Genomic DNA, 20,642 nt, shown 5'->3' with positions numbered 1-20,642 from the left:
TATCTATTGAGTTAGCCATTGATTCAACAAACCTACTGCCCGATTACTTGCGCCCTTCTCAGGTTAACAATGAACAACGGCTTTTCTATGTCGAACCAAGTCTAGGCCTAATAATCCTAAGCAATTAAGGGACTAGCTATTCAAAGAATCCATATCAATTACAAACCTATATTTTACGTCTGCTTTTAATAGTCTTGAAAACGCTTCATTTATATCTTGGATGTTAATCATCTCAATATCTGCAACGATATTATGCTCCCCACAAAAATCGAGCATTTGTTGAGTTTCTTCTAGGCCACCAATAAGAGAACCAGTCAAACTCTTTCCACGGGCAATTAATGGACCGGATTGAACCGCTGGCTCTAACGGACCAAAATAACCAACCAGAACCAATGCGCCGTCTGGCGCTAGCGTGTTGATATATGGATTGACATCGTGATTGTAAGGAACGGTGTCAATAATCAGGTCAAATGTACTTTTCACAGTTTGCATCTGAGCGTCATCAATGGAGATAACAACGTTATCTGCACCAAGGCGATAAGCATCTTCTTCTTTACCTTTTGAACGGCTAAACAACGTTACTTCTGCACCCATTGCTTTTGCCAGCTTGATCGCTATATGACCCAATCCACCCAGTCCAACGATTGCTACTTTTTTCCCTCTCTAATCTTCCAACGTCGTAACGGTGAATAAACCGTGATGCCCGCGCAAAGCAAAGGGGCAGTGCCAGCTAAATTGAGGTTTTCAGGGATATCCAGTACAAAGTTTTCTGAGACAACAATTCTTTCAGAATAGCCGCCGTAGGTTATTGAGCCATCAAAACGGTCACGCCCTCCATAAGTGGTGACTAGGTTATCACAGTACTGTTCTTGGTGATGTGAACACGATGAACATGCTTGGCAAGAGTCCACCAAGCAACCTACACCAACAGCCTGCCCGACTTTGAATTTTGTGACGTTCTTACCTACTCGTTTCGCCCGACCGATAATTTCATGGCCGGGTACCATTGGGTATTCTTCCTTTCCCCAATCACTGCGCACATGATGAATGTCCGTATGGCAGATACCGCAGTATAAAATGTCAATTTCAACATCATCAGCCCGAATCTCTCGACGCTCAAACGAGTACGGTACCAGATCTGACTCAGGTGAGTGCGCGGCATATCCCTTAACTTTTGAATTCATTGTTTACTACCTATTTGGCGATGATATTTATATCTTGGTTCTCAACCACCACTGAACTTTCCCCTCGTCTCAGTAAGTTCAAAATAGCGGTTCCTACTTTTTCACTGTCGGTGATCATCGATGGGAAAGCGCCTCGCACTAAACGCATTAACCAGCCGGTGTAACGATACAGTAGTCGATATGTGGTTTCCTGAGACTCTTCTCCGTTCATCGGAATGATCAACGCTGGTCTAAGCAAGTAAACGGCTTTAAAGGGCATTTTCAGCAAGTCGTTTTCCGTTTTTCCTTTTATGCGTGCCCAAGCCACTTTTCCCGTTTCACTTGAATCCGTCCCCTTACCGGAGATATAAACAAAACTCATATCAGGGTTCGCCTCAGACATCGCTTTAGCCACTGTCAAAGGCAAGGTCTGATTCAGGTTTAAATACTTCTCTTCAGTACTGCTACCAATTGAAGTACCTAAGCAGAATAAACATGCATCAAATTGAGAAAGTCTGTTCGTCAATCCTTCATAATTGAACATATCGTCGAGGATCAGACTGTCTAATTTAGGGTGCTCAACCTCTAATTTACTTCGACCAATTGCCAGAACTTCTGTCACATCATGTGCGTTCAGGCATTCTCTGAGAGTTGCTCGCCCCACCATGCCAGTAGCCCCAAATATTATTAGCTTCATATCTTCTCCAGAAAGAAACCGTTAATTACACAATACCAATTAAAATCAATCTAATACCGGTACATCACCGTCAGTGTTCGGCTTGTTAACGCCAATATTTTCGCGAGACCACGTTTTAGGTTAGCGTAAACAATGTCATGGCCTTTTATCGCCTCATACAAGCCTTTAGGGTTTAAAGCATCTCCAACAATTAATTGAGCATTTGCAGGAAGCGTAAAGCTCAACTTACTTGGGTCGCGAACAAAGAGGGTTTGTTCAATGTCTTATCGCTGCGCGAGCATTTTTACAACCCAAGTTGCAATTTGTCCGTTAGCGCCCAAAATCAGTACTTTTTTCATTTCATACACCTGCGATATCTATGAGTGAGTTGTATCAACTACGGCATGCTGTCCAGTGAGAGGATTAAGACAATGGTCACTGTTGAACATCAGTGTTTTAATGCAACGTTAACCACAGTCAGCACACAAGATATTTGTAAATCGATTCTGAGTTGGAAACGAATCACCAGTAATCGCTGCGGTGGTAATGAAGCCCCTTTTAGAAAGGGATGGATGACTAAACTATTGTTCGCAGCACTGCGTGTTCATAACACAGTGCTGCTTTTCAACTATAGGTTTTCTTTGTAGAACGGGATCAGCTTTTCTAGCGCCATACGTACTGGCTCAGGTTTGTCATAAAGGTCATAGTGAGACCAGCCTTGTAGTTCCACTAACTCTTTATTCTTTGACGCCGCTCGACCGATGATTTCACAGCCGTCACGGTATGCACCAAAAGCACCCACTTTGTCGCCGACCACAACCATAAGAGGTTGAGTCAATAGGACTTCAGCCAAGTGGAATGCATCCCAGCCCACCGCTGCAGCTTGATGAGAAAACAGAGAACGGTTCACGCCGTTTGGTTTGCGACCACGATCTGAACGGTAATATTCAGTTGCGCCCATTAAATCCGTTTCTACGAGACCTAGATTTTTTGCTTCTTCTGGAGATGGAGGCAATAAGTCATCAACTCGAAGTTGTTCACCGCGTACCTCTGCGGTACGTTGAGCTGACATGGCTTCCATTGCACTGATAGGGTCAAAGCCGCTAAAACCTTCTCTCATTAATCGGCCATAGTTTGCACCAGTAACGGTACCGACTGCTTTAATACGACGCTCTGTCATTGAAGCATTGATAGCGTAACCACCGCCGCCACAAATGCCCAACACACCGATTCTGTTTTCATCAACATATGGCAGTGTCACTAAGTAATCAGTAACAACTCTGAAGTCTTCGACTCGTTGTGTTGGATCTTCGATATAGCGAGGCTCTCCGCCACTTGCGCCTTGGTAACTTGCGTCGAATGCGATGACCACAAATCCCGCTTCTGCCAAAGCCGCACCGTATACTTCACCCGAAGTTTGCTCTTTACAGCTACCAATCGGATGAGCACTGATGATTGCAGCATACTTAATATCCTCACGGAAGCCTGGCGGATAGTAAATGTCAGCAGCAATATCCCAGTATTTGTTTTTTACCATTACACTTTTCACAATAAATTCCTCATTAAAAAGCTGTTTTACAAGGAAATTCACAGGCAAAATTTATTGCCACTATTTTGTAAATCACCTCTTTTGGGTTCATTTCCGTAAACGAATCTCATAAGACGGCTTTTTCAACTCTAGGAGCTTTTCGTCAAGCTTAGGTCACCGGAAACTGAGTTAAATATAGTTCTGTTATTTGGATACAACAAGCGCATAATAATGACCACAGAATTAAGCAATACTTAACAATTGAGCGAAATATATGGAACCATCACTATTACCAGCACTTTTGTGGTTTGTTCGCATTGCACAGCTACAAAGCTTTACTAAAGTGGCTAGAGAGTTCAGGGTTACTAGGGCTGCCCTGTCTCAAAACCTAAAAACTCTGGAACAGAAATTAGGCGTCACGTTGATCTACAGAACTACCAGAGATATGTCCCTTACAGAAGAAGGGCGTTTATTGTATGAAAGTCTGCAACCAGCACTTGGGTCAATAGAGGATGCGCTGCGAAACATAGGTCAAATCAATGACGAGCCTACAGGACTGTTAAGGATCAACACTTCCAGAGTCGTAGCAAAGTACATTTTAGAGCCTCATCTAGCCGAATTTTTAACCCGTTATCCGAAGTTAAAAATCGAGCTAATTATGGATGACGGATTAGCCAATATAATCGCTGATGGGTGCGATGCAGGCATAAGATTGGGGGAGTCTCTGGCAGAGCATGTCGTAGCGATCCCTATTACTCCGATGTTGGAAATGGCGGTAGTAGGCTCACCTCAGTATTTTGAGACATATGGCATCCCGACCAAACCATCTGAACTCGTTAATCACAACTGCTTAGGCTTTAGAAATTCAACAAGCCACTCTTTGTACTCCTGGGAATTTACGGATCCGAATGGCGGAGATTTTGAGGTTCAACCTAACGGCAAACTTATTACCAATGATGATGAAGGAATGATTAGAGCTGCGGTAAACGGTATAGGGCTAATACAGCATATAAACTTTGCTGTTCGAGAGCATATAGAGCGCGGTAAATTAGTCAGAGTGCTAAATGAATGGTGCTCGCCGTTCACTGGTTTTTTCCTATACGTCCCATCACGTGAAAATATGCCAACCAAAACTCGTATACTTATTGATTTTCTAAAGGAGAAAAGAGATCTCTGGTGAAACACCATCAGGTAGACACTTCATTGCATAATAAACGTAAGTCAAAACATAATAATGGGAAATGATAGTTAGATGTTTCTAGCACGGAATGGGGCAAATCTAAGCTGAGACAAACAACACGCAGAAGTGCGCTTCAGGACTGAAATGTCATTGATTTACGTAATGAAGTGACTATGTCAGCTTATACTGCAAATGATGTCGGGAACGGAGGAAGATCTATCGGCTTATCGTACAAACTACAAACGCTGTTGCTTTCACCATCAGCTGACATAGATATGAAGCATAAGGTGACATAACCTTCCCTTCGCTTAACATCTGTTCCAGCGTGCGTAAGATTTTTTCTTTCAGACTGTCAGAATTCTCATCTCTGTGGATATTCTCAACACGTATTGAAAGAGTCGAAACTACAGACAAATATTAATGTTCGTTCTTTTCGGCGTTTTTCAAACTTCTAATTTTGACGCAGACGCTGTATGTCTTTTTGGGGTGGAAGACCAAACAAACGGCTGTATTCGCGGCTAAATTGGGATGCACTTTCATAACCAACCAGTTTGCTTGCCTGATTCGCATCCAGACCATTTAACAGCATCTGTTCTCGCGCTTCCTGCAGCCTCAGGTTTTTCATGTATTGCAGCGGGCTGCTTCCGGTTAATGCTTTGAAATGCAATCTAAAGCTAGAGGCGCTCATATGTGCCTGACCTGCCAACTCATTCATCCCCACTGTCTGGGTGAAGTTTTTCTTCATCCAGGTCACAATTTTAAGTATGTGATTGCTGGGAGAACCCACTGAGGCAATATGACGCAATTGCACACCATTTGGCCCATGCAACAGCCTAATAATGAGTTCCTTTTTAATCAACGGAATTAAGCTGTGAAGATACTCCGGTTCTTGCTCTAACTCCAAAAGACGGCTCATTGTTCGGTATATCCCATCGTCCATTTTCTGTATGGAAATAGGTTGGTAATCAAAGTTACAGTCTGGCTTTTCGAGTTTCAGCTCCGCACACGTCTGCATGATCAGGTCGTAATCCAGTTTTAACACGATCGCCAGGAAAGGCTGCTGCCGCGTCGCCTCAGTGACATGTGAGATAATTGGAGTATCAAATGTCGTCAGCATCGATTGACCAGCTTCCACGGGCACTTGCATGTCATCAATCGCCAATTTCTTACTGCCTTGCAGGATTAGCGAGAATCCGAGGCTATAAATACAATGCAATGGCGCAGTGGGGGTATTTCGGATATGAACTTCTAATCCCGGTATTTCCGTCGTATAGCTACCTTCATTACTGCTATACGTTTGCACTTGCTCCACCAGAATCTGACTTGCCTTACTGTTGTTCATCACTATCACCCACTATTTCGCTTACACTTTCATTATCGTATTTTTCATCGAACCGTTGGGTTAGTTCCTGCGATGAAATCTGTCCCCCCATTCGTCCACGTTTTACGTATTGATGAGTGAAACTGATCGCCCCTTTTGAGCGCACTAGCGCTTCAAATTCATCGATAAAATGTTGCTCGAATTTACTGTTAAACGTATTGAAAAGAACTACATGTTTGCTAGTAAAATCATTATTTTTAACGAATTGCCATAAGGGAGTTGCCGGGCTGTACAACCAGATAGGCGAGCCCAAATACACGATGTCATATTGGGTAAGATCGATCTGAGCCGGTGTAATTTCGGCAACATCGCTCCTCGCGTCATTTAATGCGCTGATTAAACCAGGAATCCCAAGCTGGTATTTTTCAGCCAGAATCTCATAGACATCGCCACCGGTTTTATTCGCAATATGATCTGCCAGTACCCCGGTATTCCCAGAGCGCGAAAATACGACGATCGCCGTCGTTGTTTCTCGTAGTTCCGCCCCAGACCACTTATCCTTATACGACTTGTTTTCAGCATATTGCGAATTCTCAATACGCGTAACCACAAAGGCCACAACAAACAACAAGATGGCCAGAGCAAACAGGAGAACCATTATCCAGCGAACCATAGCTGCCATCCCATGAGTATTAAAAAGAACAATCGTTTGATTGCGACCAATGAAAATCATGCGTTCCTCGAACATTCGAAGAACGCATTTGGGTCATTTATTTGAGATATTCAGCCAGGAACGGCGCCACTTTATCCATCGCCTGTCCCACCGCTTCAGGGTGGTCATACAGTTCGTAATGTGACCAGTTCTCCAGATCGACCAGTTTGCGATCTTTCGACGCTACGGCTCTGCCATAGATCTCCTGCCCATCACGAAATGCTCCGAACGCCCCAACTTTCTGCCCAACCACTGCCATCATTGGTTGCGTCAACAAGGTTTCCGCAAAAGCGAATGCATCCCAACTTAACGTTTTTTGTGCATGAGAGAACAACATACGTGTTGCGCCACCTTCAGCCTGGCCTCGCGGTGTTTTATAGTAATCAGTTGCTTCAAAAACATCGCGTTCAGTCAAACCATTTTCTTTGGCAAATTCAAGGCTTGGCGGTAAAAGTTCATTCACTTGCAACTCAGCGCCACGGGCTTCTACAGTGCGTTGCGCCGCCATGGCTTCAAGAGCGCCGATTGGGTTATACAAACTAAACCCTTCACGGAACAAACGTCCAACGTTAACTGGCGTAATACCAACCACGGCTTTTAAACGTTTTTCTGTCAGTGCCGAGTTTAGAATATAACCACCACCGCCACAGATCCCCAATCCACCGATTCGGGTTTCATCGACATAAGGTAATGTCACCGCGTAATCGATCACGCGGCTGATGTCCTCAACTCGCTGAGTTGGGTCTTCCACGTAACGAGGCAAACCACCTGATTCTCCTTGGAAACTGGCGTCAAAGGCGATGACGACATAACCCAACTCCGCCAGAGCTTTGCCATATACATCACTGGATGTTTGCTCTTTACAGCTCCCAAATGGGTGGACACTGATCATGGTCGGATAACGTTTTGATTCATCGAAACCGTCCGGAAGCAGTACTAACGCAGCCATATCCCAGGCCATATCAGCATTCCGGAAGGTCACTTTTTTGATGTTCATCATTCAACTCCTGACATGAAGGCTCATGACATTGAGCCTTCATAATTGATTGGCTTGTGGTTACAGCGTGCGCTGAAAGAATGGTGCCAGCACACTGATTGCTTCAGCAATCGGAGACTCTCCGTCGTAAAGATCCATGTGGTTCGCTCCGTCAACAATATACATTTGTTTATCATTGCTCGCGGCACGAGCCATCAGGTCATCACTCATCCATTTACTGCCTGCATTGCTACCAACAACCGTCAGCAGAGGCTGAGTTAAAAAAGCTTCTGATTTAAAGAACGCATCATAGGCAATGATTTGGGTCAGACTACGAGCGGTCGCGAAACCAGGCGCAGTACAATAGGCCGCACGGTCGGTATGGTAATACTCCCAGGCCTGACGTAGTTCTTCATTGGGTGCATCTTCTTCTTTCATTGGAGCCATTGGCATTGTCGCAGGCTCGGTACCACTCGCATCTGCGGTTCTCGCACCAGAACCAGCTTCAAGATAAGGAATGGCGTCGCTGTCTTTGACATTATTGTCCCAACCGTTTCGGAACATTTGGCCAATGTTAACCATGCTCACGGTACCAACAGCCTTAATACGACGATCATTAATCGCTGCGTTGGCGGAATAACCAGCACCGGCACAGATTCCCATCGCACCAATGCGATCGTTATCGACGTAATCCAGAGTCGTTAGGTAATCAATAACCGCACTTACGTCTTCTGTACGTACATGAGGGTTTTCCAGTTGACGAGGATTCCCCGTACTTTCACCTTGATAAGAAGCATCATACGCAATGGCTATAAAGCCTTGTTCTGACAGCTTTTTAGCATACGTACCTGCTGTTTGTTCTTTGACACCGCCACCAGGGTGCGAAACAACAATCGCTGGGTAGCGTTTTTTTTCGTCAAAGTTTGCAGGGAAGTTAATCAGTCCGGCTAGCGTAATATCCAGACCGTTTGTGTTTGGGAAGTAGACTTTGTTCATTTGGATTGCTCCTAACTAGCGTTCGTCATTATCAGGAGGAATTGATGTACCAGGGATTGAAGTCAGCTCCTGACATAGGACTAGTATAGGTAGGTGACAGTTGGTATGTTTGCCTAAAATGACGAGCTATTTGCCTGATTTGCCTTTTATGCCTGAAATAACGAAGCATGAAATCTTTCTTAAGTAACTCCCAGCACAGAGAAATCATAAAGCATTGATAAGTATGAGTTATTATTTCAAGCTCAAACTATCTCCTCTGTGCAATTCAACAAAAATTTAGTGTTGGCACAGGGTTCACTCCATCGATTGATGCCGGTTATGCCAGTCCAAAATCGCAAAACAGGTAAGCACAAACCCTATGATAAAAATGACAAAATAAGGTGGAAGAATAAGAATCAATAAACCCGATAACCCCGTCAGAATCCCTCCGAACCAATGCAAATTCGACTTGATGTTTAGCATACTTTTAAGAAATAGACCTTGCATGAGCAGAAAGGCTCCAGGCCCAAGCGAAATCATTAAACCAGTGGATAAGGCTGCATGACCGACAGGATGATGGACAACTTTTTCGTTCCCGACCGCCAACACAATTAGGCTGGCTACCATTATCGTCATGACATTCATAGCATAGTGACTAATTCGAACGGGATTTATCGTAAGGATCGCGTGCGCTTCTGCATGCTTTTGAATCGAGCCAAATGCCAATGCCCAAAGTGAAATGGTAATCAATAAAGCACAAGAGCCCGTAAATATTGTCATCAAGTCTGTAGGAGCTTTCGCTATGGATGCTCCCGTCATCAAGATTGTTTCACCAAGCGCAATAATGATGAAAAGGTTATACCGCTCAAGCATATGTTCCGCATCGAAAGGAAGTTGTTCAAAGTTTAAACGATGTCCTGGCGTTGGGTGAGCGAGGTAAGAACCCAGTAAGTCAATGAAGACCGCGGCGCCCCACCAGAAAAGCCGTGTATCTGAATCAGCCTGTGCCCCCATAACCCACAACGGCGAGGCAAATAGAAGCCATATCAATAGTGCCTTAAAGTGCTGTTTATAATCTTTGGTTGGGGCATTGGTAATCGTCCAGATTGTGCGGCCAATCTGAATGCATAACATGGGTAGAACAAAACTCCAGGGGGCATCACTAAAGGCAAAACCGATCGCAGCGTTCATGATCAGTCCAAGCATAGTGACCAATAACAGCATCATGGTACACGTTGCTCTGGACACCGGAATCATTGTGGCCGCCCAACTGGTATAAGACCAAACAGAAAGTACAGCAATGAGCAGGGTCACTGTTTCTGCAAAGCCTCGCCAGCTTAGATGCTCAGCAAGATGATGCGATAGTTGTATTAGAGCAAAAACAAAGATGAGATCAAAAAACAGCTCCAAAGGCGCAATTTCATAGTCTTCTCGTTTTTGCATCGCGGAATTCCTACGGACTTTTAAAAGGCCTCAGTCACTGAACCCTTACTTCGAATTTCATCATACAGCGCTTGGTTTGAATACGTTAAATCATAGGCGGTCACCGAAGGACTTACCAAACGAAAAAGGCCCTAATCAATAGGGCCATTGGACAAAAGGCAATGATAAATACTCGACATTAGGACTGAACGGGAAACCACCCTGGCGTCGATTTGATGACTTCCCATAACTTCGCTGGTACTTGCAGCTCTTCGGCGTTGTGAGCCAGATCTAACGCCGTGCGAATATCCTGATCACGGCCATCTTGCGCCATTTCGACCCAAGTTGGGTTCATCACCAAACTGCGCCCGACCGCAACGAGCGGCATCCCGATGTCAAGCACACTGCGAGCCTCATCAGGAGTGCGAACCTCGCCTGCAGCCATCAATGGAACCCGATCAGCTACACGTTCGATAAAGCGTTGAGCTGTCGTTTTACCACTGGCGTCATCCTGAGACTGACCTGAAATGATGCTGTACAGCGAAGTGTGCAAAAAATCGATATTGCCTTCTTCGACCAATGTTTCCGCAAGGGCCAACGCGTCATCAATGCGCAATGCGCCTTCACCTGGTTCTTCTGGTGAAATGCGATATCCTAACAGGAAAGGGCGGCGAGCGTGTTCAGAGATCACACGACGGACTTCGCGCACCACTTCCAGAGGAAAACGCATACGGTTTTCAAGAGAGCCGCCCCATTGGTCATTGCGTTGATTAAAGAGTGGCGACAAGAAGTTCTGAATCAGAAATCCATGCGCACCATGCAGCTCTACCCCATCAAAACCCGCTTCAATCGCTCGACGCGTGGCTTGGCCAAAATCACGAATCAATTCCAGAATTTCTGCTTCTGTTAACTCACGACTTGCCAATTTACCGTCGTTAAATGGCCCTTTCGGGGCAGCAACCGCGCTGGCACTGACCAGTTCGCCATTCGGAATAAGATCCGGAACCGCTTTGTTACCCGCATGGAACAGCTGTAACACCACGACCGCACCGCCACTTTTGGCGGCATCCGCAAGTTTGCTCAGGCTGGGAATAAAGCGATCGTCATACGCGGCAAATTCATCGGTGAATCCAATCCCGCTGGGTTGAACATGACTGCATCCGGTTAGCATCAAACCCACGCCCTGGGCACGAGCGCGGTAGTACATGAGTTCTTCATCGGAGATGGTTTCGTCCGGATTGGATGACCAAGTCGTCATTGGCGCCATCACGACTCTGTTGCGCAATGTCACGCCATTGTCGAACTTAAAGGGTTGAAATAATGCATCTTTCATTTCTGTCTAAAACCTCTAAAAACACTATCTATTGGTGTAACCCATTCATAATCACGGGATTGAGTTTCACTCAGCCGCCACTAACGTGTGCTAGAAATCGGTCGATTGCGTAAGGCTTGCGAACTCGTGAGTTTCTGCAATTCGTGCCTCTAACGAAGGCATCACGAAATCAATTGCGTCATTGCCTATCAACAGTTGCCGTGGCTGCTTTTCTAAATTAGCGACTTGAACGATCACTTGGGCCAACTTGGCTGGGTCACCTTGCTGCTGGCCGTCGGCTGCAGCAAGCAGGTCGCGTGCATTGCCATAAGGCTCGTAATCGTCAATGTGGTTTTGACCGTACTTCGCCGACTGATCATTGAGGAACTCGGTGCGGAAAAAGCCCGGCTCAATCGCCGTCACTTGAATGCCCAACGGTGCGACCTCATCAGCTAAAGCCAGAGTCATCCCTTCAACGGCATATTTTGAAGCGGAATAGAAAGTCGCATTGGCAACCGCTTTGACGCCAGCAATCGAAGACGTATTAAAAATCCGCCCACTGGCCTGGCGCCTCATCACTGGCAGCACCGCACGTAATACGTTGGCCATGCCAAATAGATTGGTCGCAAACTGGGCTTCAATTTGCTGTGCCGTTGCTTCCTCAAAACGTCCCAATAAGCAATAACCAGCATTGTTGACCAACACATCGATACGACCAAAACGCTTTACGGCTTCGTTGACTGCAGACTGAGCCTGTGGCTCACTCGTGACATCCAACTCTAAAAATTCGATGCGATCTGTGGGTACGTTAGCGAAGAGCTTCCGAAGACGCGCTATATTGCGGCCAGTCGCCACGACTTTATCACCCTGATCCAAAGCGGCTTTAACGATGGCTGTTCCCATACCTCGGGTCGTGCCCGTGACAAACCAAATACGAGTCATAATTTCTCCTCAGTAAAATAAGGGTAAAAACGTACCGTCATTCAGGAATATCTTCGTCAACAAAAACGGAAGACATTAGCGCTCCAGTACACGCCCCAAAAGACGTGCACATATAAATAACAGTGAGAATGAACGCGCTGACCAGAAAGGTATTTCGTCAACGCAGAGCGTGCTTACTCTTACATGAAATAGGGCTTATCGCCGTCGGTATTCGGTTTATTGACACCGAGGTTTGCACCCACATAAGTCGCTGGGTTTAGAATGACTTGCGTAATCAGATCACCGACACTTTTTCGTGACACGACCGTACCTTTGAATGCTTCATTCTTCGCTGTGATTTCATAGTCCACTTCGTCTTCATCAGTCAGCCAAGCCGGACGCAGAATGGTGTAATCCAAACCCGACGCTTCGATTGCATCAGCCGCTCGCCGATAGTACTTTAGCGGCTCACCAATAATGGCATCGTTCCATTCGCCAAATTTGCCTGGGATTTCATCGTAGATCCCCAGAGACAACACGAAGATCAGACGCTTCACGCCAGTTTCCTGCATTGCGTCGATCACAGCGGCTGTCTGGGCATCGAGATCATCACCGGCTAAGTTGGCATAAACAATATCCTGCCCGTCCATCGCGGATTTAAGCAGTGCTCGGTCTAACACATCTCCCACAACAACTTTCGCCTTCTCTGAAGCAATATCGGCGAGTTTTTTGGGGGTACGCAGCAGTAACGTTTGATTTACGGTTGTTTGCTCATTCAATGATTTCACAACCCACTGCGCAATTTGCCCGCTGGCACCAAGTACAAGAACATTACTCATATCACTTTTCCTCATCACAATCGTTTAGATGTATCCCCTGCTTTCATAGAAAAACTTAGTTTCCATCAACCATAAGCGCTCGGTACTTAGCCCCTTTAAAGCGGTATTGCACAACCTGTTGGTAGGCCGGGCTGTCATACCAAGCACGTGCTGCGGCTTTCGTTGGAAATTCCACAATGACCACACCCTCAGGTTCTTCACCCTCTAATGTTTCCAATGCTCCGTAAGACGAGAGCACGTTAACTGTATGCCCTTCAAGGGTTGGGCCGACCAAGTCCATATAGGTATCCAACGCCTCTTGGTCTTGCGTGCTTTCCCGAGTAAAAACAATGAACGTTGACATTTAATATTCCTCAAAATGCATTTAGCTTGGGTATCAACGGCTTATCAGTCCAATTTGCGTGCCGCTACATGACCAAGAGTGGACAGTGGCTCCGATAATTGAGCCACTGCCCGATCTCTGTTACCGATTACTTCAGCGTCTCTTCAAAGAACGGAGCCAACTGCGCTACCGCTTCATCGACATACGGTAGTACGTCGTAAAGAGACATATGATTGGCACCGTCAACAACATAGAGCGTTTTATTCTTGCTGGCTGCACGAGCAATAAGGTCATCACTCATCCATTTGCTGCCAGCTTCGCTACCTGCAATCGCAATAATTGGTTGAGTCAGGAAAGCTTCCGCCTTGTGATACGCGTCATAGGTGATGATCTGATTCAGGTTACGTGTCAGTGCGAAACCCGGTGCGTTTGGATGTTCACAACGGGGTGTATGGTAGTATTCCCATGCTTCGCGTAGCTCCGCATTGGGAGCATCTTCTTCACGCATCGGAGCCAGTGGAATGATCGCATACTCACCGCTACTTGCATCTGTCGTACGTGCATTCGAACCGAACTCCAGATAACCCACTGCGTCAGCATCTGCCACAGTATTGTCCCAGCCATTGCGGAACATTTGACCAATATTCACGGCACTCACCATGCCCAAAGCTTTAATACGACGATCATTTATTGCCGCATTTGCGCTGTAACCCGCGCCGGCACAGATACCCATTGCACCAATCTTATCGCTGTCGACATAAGGCAGTACGGTTAGGTAATCCACCACAGCGCTGACATCTTCAGTGCTTACGTAAGGGTTTTCCAATTGGCGCGGTTCACCAGTGCTTTCACCTTGATACGAGCGGTCAAACGCAATGGTAATGAGGCCGTGTTCTGCAAGTTTTCGGGCATACAGACCCGCCGTTTGCTCCTTCACGCCACCACCAGGGTGGGAAACAACGATGGCTGGATACTGTTTGCTTTCGTCAAAATTGCGTGGGAAGTTGATCTCAGCAGAAATCTCGACGCCTTGACCATTTAGGTTTTTGAAAGTGACTTTAGACATATCTCATTGCTCCTGTAGCGATTCACCGTTCGTCTTAGGATGACGTAAACTTGAAGCAATCTTAGTGAACGAACTGTATATGATAAATATCGTTTCACACACATGAGTGTTAAGTTAAACTAAACAAATGCCTATTGAACCTTCTCTTATCTCTTCACTGACGTGGTTTGCTCACATTGCTCGCCACCGAAGCTTTACGAAAGCCGCCTCAGAAATGGGGGTAACGCGTGCTGCATTGTCGCAGCATCTCAAAGCGCTGGAACAGCAACTCCAAGTGCGGTTGTTGAATCGCACCACTCGTAATATGTCACTGACAGACGAGGGGCAACGTCTACTGGATATTATGCATCCTTCTCTGACAAGCATTGAGCAAGTCGTTAACGAGTTAAATGATTCCCACATTGAACCGTCTGGACTGATACGTATCAGTTCATCCAGGACTGCCGCCAGACTTCTTATCGAGCCACATATTGGTGAGTTTTTGTCACGTTATCCAAAGATACGGTTGGAGTTAATGATGGACGACGGATTCACAAATATCGTGGCAGATGGGTTGGACGCTGGTATCCGCTTGGGGGTAAGTTTGGATGAACATATGGTCGCCGTTCCCATCACTCCCCCTTTGACGACGGCAATCGTGGGCTCCCCTCAGTACCTGAAAAAAAATGGGATTCCGCAAAGCCCCAAAGATCTGGAGATGCACAACTGCCTCGCCTATCGATTTACTTCCAGTAGCACACTCGATCATTGGTCGTTGACGGCGCCAGGCTCTGACAGTCATACCGTTGTCTTTGAACCTAAAGGCAATGCGGTGTTCAATGATGACAACAGTATGCTCCAAGCCGCAATTCAGGGGGTAGGATTAGTTAAGCACATTGATCTATGGGTACAAGAGCCCATAAAAGATGGAAGATTGACGCGAGTTCTTACCCCATGGTGCAAACCTTTCCCTGGCTTTTACCTCTATGTTCCTTCACGCGAACAGATGCCGAAAAAAATCAGAGTTCTCATGGACTTTCTGATAGAAAAGCGGGAACTTTTCACGCCATAAAAATGTAGCCCCAAAATACTGGGGCTATTTTTTTATCCTCAACCCTGCCTGTCCACACGAAACTAGATTGCTTTTAAAATGATTGCTAAAGCAATAACAATTTCCTATCATCCGCTCCACGCCACCACGAACGGCATACAGAAAGCTTGATATGAGGCATGACTATGCAAGAAAAAATCGCACTTCTTCACGAACTCACGAATAGTCTTCAACCAGTAAGACGCGCCTGGAAACGAGCGGTATCTGAAGTCATCGCGAACTACGGCATTTCGATGTCTCTGGCAAGCGCTGTTGTTCTTGTGTATCGAAATCCACAAGGTTTAAATCAGAAATTATTAGCTGAAGAAATTGGCATCAATCCTGGCGCTTTAGTTCGCCTATTGGATCAGGCTAGCAATGAACAATTGCTAGAGCGCCGTGAAGACACTGCCGATCGACGAATCAAAACTCTGCATATCTTGCCCAAGGGAACCGAGATCGCGGTAAGCATAGAGCGAGCTGCCGACGCGTTGCGCCTTGAACTGATGAATGACGTTGATTTGGCAGCGATTGAACAAGCAACTCAAGTATTGCGGTTGTTTGAAAAGCGGGCCAACGAGTTTGTGCTGCAATCTAAGTCAAAGAAATGAACATCACGCGTCAACAATGGCTATTCGCTGCCAAAATTTATGCATCGGCCATACTCGCCTATTTCGTCGCGGTAGAGATTGGATTGACGAACCCTTACTGGGCGATGGTGACGTGCTGTGTGTTAAGTAACCCTTTGTCCGGCGCTGTCCGAGCCCGAGCCACATACCGGTTTGCAGGAACATTATTTGCTGGTCTCTTCTCACTGCTGCTCTCAGCCTGGTTAGCAAGTGAACCTTTCATTTTGATGATCGTCACAGGTCTGGTTGCCTCTACGATCCTTGCTTTGTCTTTTGCCGACCGAACACCAAGAGCTTACAGCCTGCAATTGGCTGGCGTCACCATTTTGTTAGTGCTGGTTGCGTACATCGGTCAGCCAGAACATATGTTTACGATGGTTGTGACGAGAGTTGTCGAAATTTGCATTGGTATATTATCGGTGACCTTCGTTGATACACTGTTTTTTCCGGGAACCACTCAACCACTGCTTCAATCTCGAGTGGATAACTGGGTTCGTGACCTTAAAACATGGCGGAATGATTGCCTCGCAGGCATTGCCGATCATTCGACAGACTCAGACAGGCTGGCAGTTCTCAATGACGTTTCATCACTGTCTCAGTTGGTTTCAACCATCAAGCGTGACCACGCCGTTGATCGACAGACACGCCAAGCCGTCATCGCACTGCAAAGTCAAATCATGAAAATGATTCCGACGATTTCTGCACTGGGTCAGGCCATACACAACTTATCTTCTGAAACACGTGAACGCCTGTTACCAAGTTTGGAAAGCCTGAAAACCAATAACGGAGCATTGGAAGTTCAACCGATTAAGATACCTGGCGAGGTTTATCATCAATCTTCCCCATGGGAAAAACTGGTGCTCAATCGAATTCAGTTATTACTCAACCAGCACATTCAGGACTGGGAATATGTGACTGCGTTTCAACGTCTTATGGAAGGCAAACCCATTCACGGTTTCATGCGCTACGCGGCGATGAAAGCCAAAGCATTTCCGCTCCCGCCAGACACGGGCTTGATGTCACGCATGTTCGTCGGGATATTACTGACGTACTCGTTGCTCAGTGCCGTCTGGTATCTGACAGGATGGACTCAAGGCCCAAACTTAGTCTTGCTGGGTGTGGTAGCGATTAGCTTTTTTGGCGCCAGCGATGAACCCGGTATCGCCATCACTCACTTTGGACGTTTTGCATTTATCTCCACCTTTACCGCGTTTATTTTGGGATACCTGTTGTTGCCACTTGTAAATAGCCAAACCAGCTTTCTGGTGATCATGGCTGCTTTTATGTTGCCAATGGGAATTTGGGCGTCAGGAAACCCGTTAGCAATGTTGGTTCTGGCATTGAGTCTGAGTAACGTCAACTTCCAAAATCATTACGCACCGTTCGACATTGGCTTCTTTTTGGAAAGCTCTGTAGCAACGTTGACAGGTATATTTGTGGCTTTCGTTGCCGTCGCTTTATGCCGCCGTTGGGGAGCGCAACATGTGCTACAACATCTTTTGAAGCGGGAGCAAAAAGATCAACAGGCACTGACTCACAAGTTTGATGACATCGCTGTCGAAAAGTACGTGGTTCGTTCCTTGGACAGAATGGCTTTACAGGTATCAAGACTAGGCGCAACACTCGGCAAAGACAGTCTCATCCTTCTGACTCAGCTCAGAGCCAGCATCATAACCGCCAAATTGAGACAGTTGATGAGCAGCGAACACTCAATGTCCTCGACGTTGCAACCGATGCTACAAACGCTCAGCCAGCACCGTGACAGTCAATCTCAATTGACGGACGAATTGCTCAGACAAATCGATCTCAACATTCAGCGTGCGAACCATGAAAACCAAACTGACGTTTTACATCTATTAACCGGATTGCGAATCGCCCTCTATCCAACAGCACCACACTGGAAACCATCTTATGCTTAACGAACTCGATATTTTGGGGATTTACGTTTCACCATTGCTGTTATGTATAGTGCTCGCTTATTGCCTCAGAATCTTACTCTCCTATTTATTTTTAAGGACAGGTTTCTATCGACTCATCGCGCAAAGACCCATTTTTGACTCAGCCCTATTAATTTCTCTTACCGGCTTGGTCTTTCACGTGTTTGCGATCATCACAACACCAACAGGTCATTCACTATCATGATAAAAAACAAAGTTATATCGAGCTTTAAAGTTCTAATGACGACAGGTTCAGTGCTGCTAGCAGGCGTCGTCGTTTGGAATTTATACAGTTACTATCACTATGCGCCGCAAACTCGAGATGGAAAGATTCGTGCCGATATCGTTCCGCTTGCCACCGATATTTCAGGAAATGTAGAAGCCGTCTACGTTCACGATAATCAGGTCGTTCACAAAGGCACACTACTGTTTAGTTTGGATAAAAAGCGCCTGAACAATGAAGTTACGCAAGCCAAAGCAATGGTGAAACAAGCCAACGCCACACTTCACGCAGCTGATCGGGAATACAAACGCTATCAGCGATTAAATAACGCCGTCTCGGCGCAGCAACGTGACGATAAACGCGATGCACTAATTTTGGCTCAGGCCAGCGTGGATAAATCTTTAGCAGACCTAGAACTGGCTGAAATTAACCTGAGCAGAGCCGACATCTACTCGCCGGTTAATGGTGTGATAACGAACTTCTCTCTCAGACCAGGTACATTCGCCTCTGCTGGCGTACCAGTCATGGCACTTGTTGATCAAAATAGTTTTTATGTCTCCGGATATTTTGAAGAGACAAAACTAAGTCGTATACAGAATGGCGCACTCGCCACCATCTTCGTGATGGGCGAAACCAAACCAATATATGGGCATGTTGAAGGGTTATCTGCGGGAATCAACGACAGTGAAAGAACAACAGCTTCAGGAACATTACTGGCAAATGTGAATCCGACATTCAGTTGGATACGCCTTGCTCAGCGCATTCCAGTTCGGATCAAAATAGATACAATTCCAAAAGACTTCACGTTAATTGCAGGACGAACCGTTTCTGTTTCGCTAGAAGAATTTAAATAGTTGAAGGGCTGCGAGTTAGCATAGATGCTATCGCTATCAATGACATTTGACTGTTAAAGCAACTCTGATTTCTTCTCGGTCTTCGAACGTTTAATATGACTTGCTACTTTTCGGGAGCTTTGGCTTGATACCACCAACAACTTCAGTAGGGCTGGCAATACTACACCAAGAGCGGCGTTTACAATCAGGTCAAAACGATAGAAAAAGCCTTCAGGCTGAGCAATAAAGGAAGTGACTTGAGGAGAGTACTCGAGATGAAAGCAGGTATCGAACTCAAGATACGACTCAACGGTCATCACTTGGTTCATCTTGGCACTGACGAACTTGAAAATGTTCTTTACACGGGAGTGTTTGAGCTGACGACGATACATAATGCCTAGCCCGTTTTGTTGTTAAACTACAACAAAAATAGCTTATGCACGCTTATGGTGCCAATTATGTACGCTTTTAGGGGAATTATGCAGGCTTATGGTGCAAACTACAAAAACGTCAGATGGGTGGAGACCCCCACCAGCCACATCCCGGCACACACGTCGCTCGCTGCGGCTGCTCCCTTCCGGGCCTGACCGGGTTCACGAGTTAGTGTTGCGGGAGGACCAATGGGGGCCTCCATAGATTTGTTATCTCAGCGCAAGGCTTGGCTTGTCGTGAGAACGGGATGGATTATCCATGAACCCCGAAGTCATTGCAAGGTAAAGACAAAGACTCTGTCACTGACTGCTGGATTATTACCCAACGCAGTCCGATTCGGCTCAGGCGTCTTCGACTTCAGCCAGTAGGTATTCTCCCAAAATGGCGCTGCCGAGTACCATCAACCAGGACACCAGTACCGGATTGGGGACGTCGAATTCAGGATCAATGGCCACCGTCGCAAAGGCAAGCGCCGGGAGCACCCAGCTCAGCCTGTCAACCCAGCCCTGTGGGTGTTTCAGGTACAGTGTCTGCAATGCCAGAATCAGTCCGATCACACAGAGAACAATCAAGGCAGCAGGTGCCAGATCACTCAGCCATAAAGGCACAGCCAGCAGCACAGGCCAGCCATAATTTCCTTTCACCGGACGCCAGAATCGCCCGGCACACCAGATCATCCCCACCGCGATGATCTGCAGTAAGGTGAAAGACATCTGACCGCCCAGTTTTCCTTCACTTTGTAAGGCCAGCATCCCGGCGTCCATGGCAATCACGATGGCAAATAATAAAGCGCCCACCTGCCAGTTCGCTTTTGAGGAAAAGCTGACCGAAAACACAGGAAGCATCACCAGAAGACTGACAGACAATGCAAGCGGCTGATACGGCAATGCAGCACCATACAATCCGATGCCGAACAATAGCAGCAACGACGACAAGCCGCCTTGCGGCAACAGCCATAACGCCGGAATAGCAACGGCTAACACCGTCAGGTAATGTTGAGAGAGCCCTAAGGTACTGACCCCGATCACAGTCAGTGCCACGCTCATGATTGAGAGTATAATGGCATTCAGCATTTGCACCTCCTTGCGCAAACGGGCTACAACGGT

General features: G+C 46.4%; 23 protein-coding genes and 1 other RNA gene. 6 read left to right on the top strand and 18 right to left on the bottom strand.

Annotated features, from left to right (window positions below):
- Nucleotides 1-132: 132 nt before the first annotated feature.
- The 5 genes from L4174_RS24085 to L4174_RS04860 all read right to left on the bottom strand — a co-directional run bounded on the left by L4174_RS24085 (nt 133) and on the right by L4174_RS04860 (nt 3,376).
- On the bottom strand, nt 133-627 hold the full coding sequence (locus tag L4174_RS24085; RefSeq protein WP_305885156.1) for a zinc-binding dehydrogenase: 495 nt from the start codon (nt 625-627) through the stop codon (nt 133-135).
- A gap of 20 nt (nt 628-647) precedes the next feature.
- A complete protein-coding gene (locus L4174_RS24080) occupies nt 648-1,184 on the bottom strand; it encodes an alcohol dehydrogenase catalytic domain-containing protein (RefSeq protein ID WP_305885155.1) in 537 nt (178 codons plus the stop codon).
- Between the two features lie 10 nt (nt 1,185-1,194).
- Complete coding sequence (locus L4174_RS04865; protein WP_248143736.1) at nt 1,195-1,860, bottom strand: NAD-dependent epimerase/dehydratase family protein; 666 nt, start codon at nt 1,858-1,860, stop codon at nt 1,195-1,197.
- 50 nt (nt 1,861-1,910) lie between these two features.
- Nucleotides 1,911-2,120 carry an NAD(P)H-binding protein gene (locus L4174_RS24115; RefSeq protein WP_371929393.1) on the bottom strand — a complete coding sequence of 70 codons (210 nt, stop codon included), beginning with the start codon at nt 2,118-2,120 and terminating at the stop codon, nt 1,911-1,913.
- Between the two features lie 347 nt (nt 2,121-2,467).
- Nucleotides 2,468-3,376, bottom strand: a complete 909-nt coding sequence (locus L4174_RS04860) for an alpha/beta hydrolase (RefSeq protein ID WP_248143845.1) — start codon at nt 3,374-3,376, stop codon at nt 2,468-2,470.
- A gap of 265 nt (nt 3,377-3,641) precedes the next feature.
- Between L4174_RS04860 and L4174_RS04855 the strand changes: the two genes are divergently transcribed.
- Nucleotides 3,642-4,547 carry a LysR family transcriptional regulator gene (locus L4174_RS04855; protein ID WP_248143735.1) on the top strand — a complete coding sequence of 302 codons (906 nt, stop codon included), beginning with the start codon at nt 3,642-3,644 and terminating at the stop codon, nt 4,545-4,547.
- Between the two features lie 451 nt (nt 4,548-4,998).
- Here the strand turns inward: L4174_RS04855 and L4174_RS04850 are convergent, their stop codons facing one another.
- The 10 genes from L4174_RS04850 to L4174_RS04805 form a co-directional block, all read right to left on the bottom strand.
- Complete coding sequence (locus L4174_RS04850; RefSeq protein WP_248143734.1) at nt 4,999-5,889, bottom strand: AraC family transcriptional regulator; 891 nt, start codon at nt 5,887-5,889, stop codon at nt 4,999-5,001.
- Complete coding sequence (locus tag L4174_RS04845; protein ID WP_248143844.1) at nt 5,876-6,541, bottom strand: flavodoxin; 666 nt, start codon at nt 6,539-6,541, stop codon at nt 5,876-5,878. The genes L4174_RS04850 and L4174_RS04845 overlap by 14 nt, the downstream gene beginning before the upstream one ends.
- Nucleotides 6,542-6,638: 97 nt before the next feature.
- Nucleotides 6,639-7,577, bottom strand: a complete 939-nt coding sequence (locus L4174_RS04840; protein WP_248143843.1) for an alpha/beta hydrolase — start codon at nt 7,575-7,577, stop codon at nt 6,639-6,641.
- A 60-nt stretch (nt 7,578-7,637) separates the two neighbouring features.
- Nucleotides 7,638-8,552 carry an alpha/beta hydrolase gene (locus L4174_RS04835; protein WP_248143733.1) on the bottom strand — a complete coding sequence of 305 codons (915 nt, stop codon included), beginning with the start codon at nt 8,550-8,552 and terminating at the stop codon, nt 7,638-7,640.
- Nucleotides 8,553-8,846: 294 nt separating this feature from the next.
- The gene (locus L4174_RS04830; protein ID WP_248143732.1) at nt 8,847-9,974 is read right to left on the bottom strand and encodes a low temperature requirement protein A; all 1,128 of its coding nucleotides are present in this window, start codon (nt 9,972-9,974) and stop codon (nt 8,847-8,849) included.
- Nucleotides 9,975-10,152: 178 nt separating this feature from the next.
- Nucleotides 10,153-11,286: an NADH-dependent flavin oxidoreductase gene (locus tag L4174_RS04825; protein ID WP_248143731.1), complete on the bottom strand. Its 1,134-nt coding sequence runs from the start codon at nt 11,284-11,286 to the stop codon at nt 10,153-10,155.
- Between the two features lie 90 nt (nt 11,287-11,376).
- Nucleotides 11,377-12,207: an SDR family oxidoreductase gene (locus L4174_RS04820; protein WP_248143730.1), complete on the bottom strand. Its 831-nt coding sequence runs from the start codon at nt 12,205-12,207 to the stop codon at nt 11,377-11,379.
- A gap of 179 nt (nt 12,208-12,386) precedes the next feature.
- Entirely contained in the window at nt 12,387-13,025 is a 639-nt protein-coding gene (locus L4174_RS04815) for an SDR family oxidoreductase (protein ID WP_248143728.1), read from the bottom strand.
- A 55-nt stretch (nt 13,026-13,080) separates the two neighbouring features.
- On the bottom strand, nt 13,081-13,368 hold the full coding sequence (locus tag L4174_RS04810; RefSeq protein WP_248143727.1) for a DUF1330 domain-containing protein: 288 nt from the start codon (nt 13,366-13,368) through the stop codon (nt 13,081-13,083).
- A gap of 127 nt (nt 13,369-13,495) precedes the next feature.
- Nucleotides 13,496-14,413: an alpha/beta hydrolase gene (locus L4174_RS04805; RefSeq protein WP_248143726.1), complete on the bottom strand. Its 918-nt coding sequence runs from the start codon at nt 14,411-14,413 to the stop codon at nt 13,496-13,498.
- Between the two features lie 127 nt (nt 14,414-14,540).
- Here L4174_RS04805 and L4174_RS04800 point away from each other — a divergent pair, with 127 nt between their 5' ends.
- The 5 genes from L4174_RS04800 to L4174_RS04785 all read left to right on the top strand — a co-directional run bounded on the left by L4174_RS04800 (nt 14,541) and on the right by L4174_RS04785 (nt 19,125).
- On the top strand, nt 14,541-15,464 hold the full coding sequence (locus L4174_RS04800) for a LysR family transcriptional regulator (RefSeq protein WP_217393666.1): 924 nt from the start codon (nt 14,541-14,543) through the stop codon (nt 15,462-15,464).
- Nucleotides 15,465-15,628: 164 nt separating this feature from the next.
- Entirely contained in the window at nt 15,629-16,093 is a 465-nt protein-coding gene (locus L4174_RS04795; RefSeq protein WP_248143725.1) for a MarR family winged helix-turn-helix transcriptional regulator, read from the top strand.
- Nucleotides 16,090-18,030, top strand: coding sequence for an FUSC family protein (locus L4174_RS04790; protein ID WP_248143724.1), 1,941 nt, complete (start codon nt 16,090-16,092; stop codon nt 18,028-18,030). Before L4174_RS04795 ends, L4174_RS04790 begins: the two co-directional genes overlap by 4 nt.
- On the top strand, nt 18,023-18,253 hold the full coding sequence (locus tag L4174_RS24110; RefSeq protein WP_371929374.1) for a DUF1656 domain-containing protein: 231 nt from the start codon (nt 18,023-18,025) through the stop codon (nt 18,251-18,253). Before L4174_RS04790 ends, L4174_RS24110 begins: the two co-directional genes overlap by 8 nt.
- A complete protein-coding gene (locus tag L4174_RS04785; protein WP_248143723.1) occupies nt 18,250-19,125 on the top strand; it encodes an HlyD family secretion protein in 876 nt (291 codons plus the stop codon). Before L4174_RS24110 ends, L4174_RS04785 begins: the two co-directional genes overlap by 4 nt.
- Nucleotides 19,126-19,178: 53 nt before the next feature.
- Here L4174_RS04785 and L4174_RS04780 read toward each other — a convergent pair whose 3' ends face one another.
- From L4174_RS04780 to L4174_RS04770, 3 genes are all read right to left on the bottom strand, one after another.
- Nucleotides 19,179-19,496: a hypothetical protein gene (locus tag L4174_RS04780; RefSeq protein ID WP_248143722.1), complete on the bottom strand. Its 318-nt coding sequence runs from the start codon at nt 19,494-19,496 to the stop codon at nt 19,179-19,181.
- Nucleotides 19,497-19,630: 134 nt separating this feature from the next.
- Nucleotides 19,631-19,727: signal recognition particle sRNA small type (gene ffs / locus L4174_RS04775), an RNA gene on the bottom strand.
- Between the two features lie 150 nt (nt 19,728-19,877).
- Complete coding sequence (locus L4174_RS04770; RefSeq protein WP_248143721.1) at nt 19,878-20,609, bottom strand: hypothetical protein; 732 nt, start codon at nt 20,607-20,609, stop codon at nt 19,878-19,880.
- Nucleotides 20,610-20,642: the final 33 nt, after the last annotated feature.

It is taken from the genome of Photobacterium sp. CCB-ST2H9 (assembly GCF_023151555.2).
Classification (GTDB): domain Bacteria; phylum Pseudomonadota; class Gammaproteobacteria; order Enterobacterales; family Vibrionaceae; genus Photobacterium.
Note: the sequence above shows the minus strand (reverse complement) of the source record. Positions and strands in the feature narration are given on the sequence as shown.

Excerpts from the sequence above, each read along its gene's own strand:
- L4174_RS24080 (WP_305885155.1), bottom strand. The coding sequence starts at position 1,184 with ATGAATTCAAAAGTTAAGGGATATGCCGCGCACTCACCTGAGTCAGAT.
- L4174_RS04865 (WP_248143736.1), bottom strand. The coding sequence starts at position 1,860 with ATGAAGCTAATAATATTTGGGGCTACTGGCATGGTGGGGCGAGCAACT.
- L4174_RS04860 (WP_248143845.1), bottom strand. The coding sequence starts at position 3,376 with ATGGTAAAAAACAAATACTGGGATATTGCTGCTGACATTTACTATCCG.
- L4174_RS04855 (WP_248143735.1), top strand. The coding sequence starts at position 3,642 with ATGGAACCATCACTATTACCAGCACTTTTGTGGTTTGTTCGCATTGCA.
- L4174_RS04850 (WP_248143734.1), bottom strand. The coding sequence starts at position 5,889 with ATGAACAACAGTAAGGCAAGTCAGATTCTGGTGGAGCAAGTGCAAACG.
- L4174_RS04845 (WP_248143844.1), bottom strand. The coding sequence starts at position 6,541 with ATGGTTCGCTGGATAATGGTTCTCCTGTTTGCTCTGGCCATCTTGTTG.
- L4174_RS04840 (WP_248143843.1), bottom strand. The coding sequence starts at position 7,577 with ATGAACATCAAAAAAGTGACCTTCCGGAATGCTGATATGGCCTGGGAT.
- L4174_RS04835 (WP_248143733.1), bottom strand. The coding sequence starts at position 8,552 with ATGAACAAAGTCTACTTCCCAAACACAAACGGTCTGGATATTACGCTA.
- L4174_RS04830 (WP_248143732.1), bottom strand. The coding sequence starts at position 9,974 with ATGCAAAAACGAGAAGACTATGAAATTGCGCCTTTGGAGCTGTTTTTT.
- L4174_RS04825 (WP_248143731.1), bottom strand. The coding sequence starts at position 11,286 with ATGAAAGATGCATTATTTCAACCCTTTAAGTTCGACAATGGCGTGACA.
- L4174_RS04820 (WP_248143730.1), bottom strand. The coding sequence starts at position 12,207 with ATGACTCGTATTTGGTTTGTCACGGGCACGACCCGAGGTATGGGAACA.
- L4174_RS04815 (WP_248143728.1), bottom strand. The coding sequence starts at position 13,025 with ATGAGTAATGTTCTTGTACTTGGTGCCAGCGGGCAAATTGCGCAGTGG.
- L4174_RS04810 (WP_248143727.1), bottom strand. The coding sequence starts at position 13,368 with ATGTCAACGTTCATTGTTTTTACTCGGGAAAGCACGCAAGACCAAGAG.
- L4174_RS04805 (WP_248143726.1), bottom strand. The coding sequence starts at position 14,413 with ATGTCTAAAGTCACTTTCAAAAACCTAAATGGTCAAGGCGTCGAGATT.
- L4174_RS04800 (WP_217393666.1), top strand. The coding sequence starts at position 14,541 with ATGCCTATTGAACCTTCTCTTATCTCTTCACTGACGTGGTTTGCTCAC.
- L4174_RS04795 (WP_248143725.1), top strand. The coding sequence starts at position 15,629 with ATGCAAGAAAAAATCGCACTTCTTCACGAACTCACGAATAGTCTTCAA.
- L4174_RS04790 (WP_248143724.1), top strand. The coding sequence starts at position 16,090 with ATGAACATCACGCGTCAACAATGGCTATTCGCTGCCAAAATTTATGCA.
- L4174_RS24110 (WP_371929374.1), top strand. The coding sequence starts at position 18,023 with ATGCTTAACGAACTCGATATTTTGGGGATTTACGTTTCACCATTGCTG.
- L4174_RS04785 (WP_248143723.1), top strand. The coding sequence starts at position 18,250 with ATGATAAAAAACAAAGTTATATCGAGCTTTAAAGTTCTAATGACGACA.
- L4174_RS04780 (WP_248143722.1), bottom strand. The coding sequence starts at position 19,496 with ATGTATCGTCGTCAGCTCAAACACTCCCGTGTAAAGAACATTTTCAAG.
- L4174_RS04770 (WP_248143721.1), bottom strand. The coding sequence starts at position 20,609 with ATGCTGAATGCCATTATACTCTCAATCATGAGCGTGGCACTGACTGTG.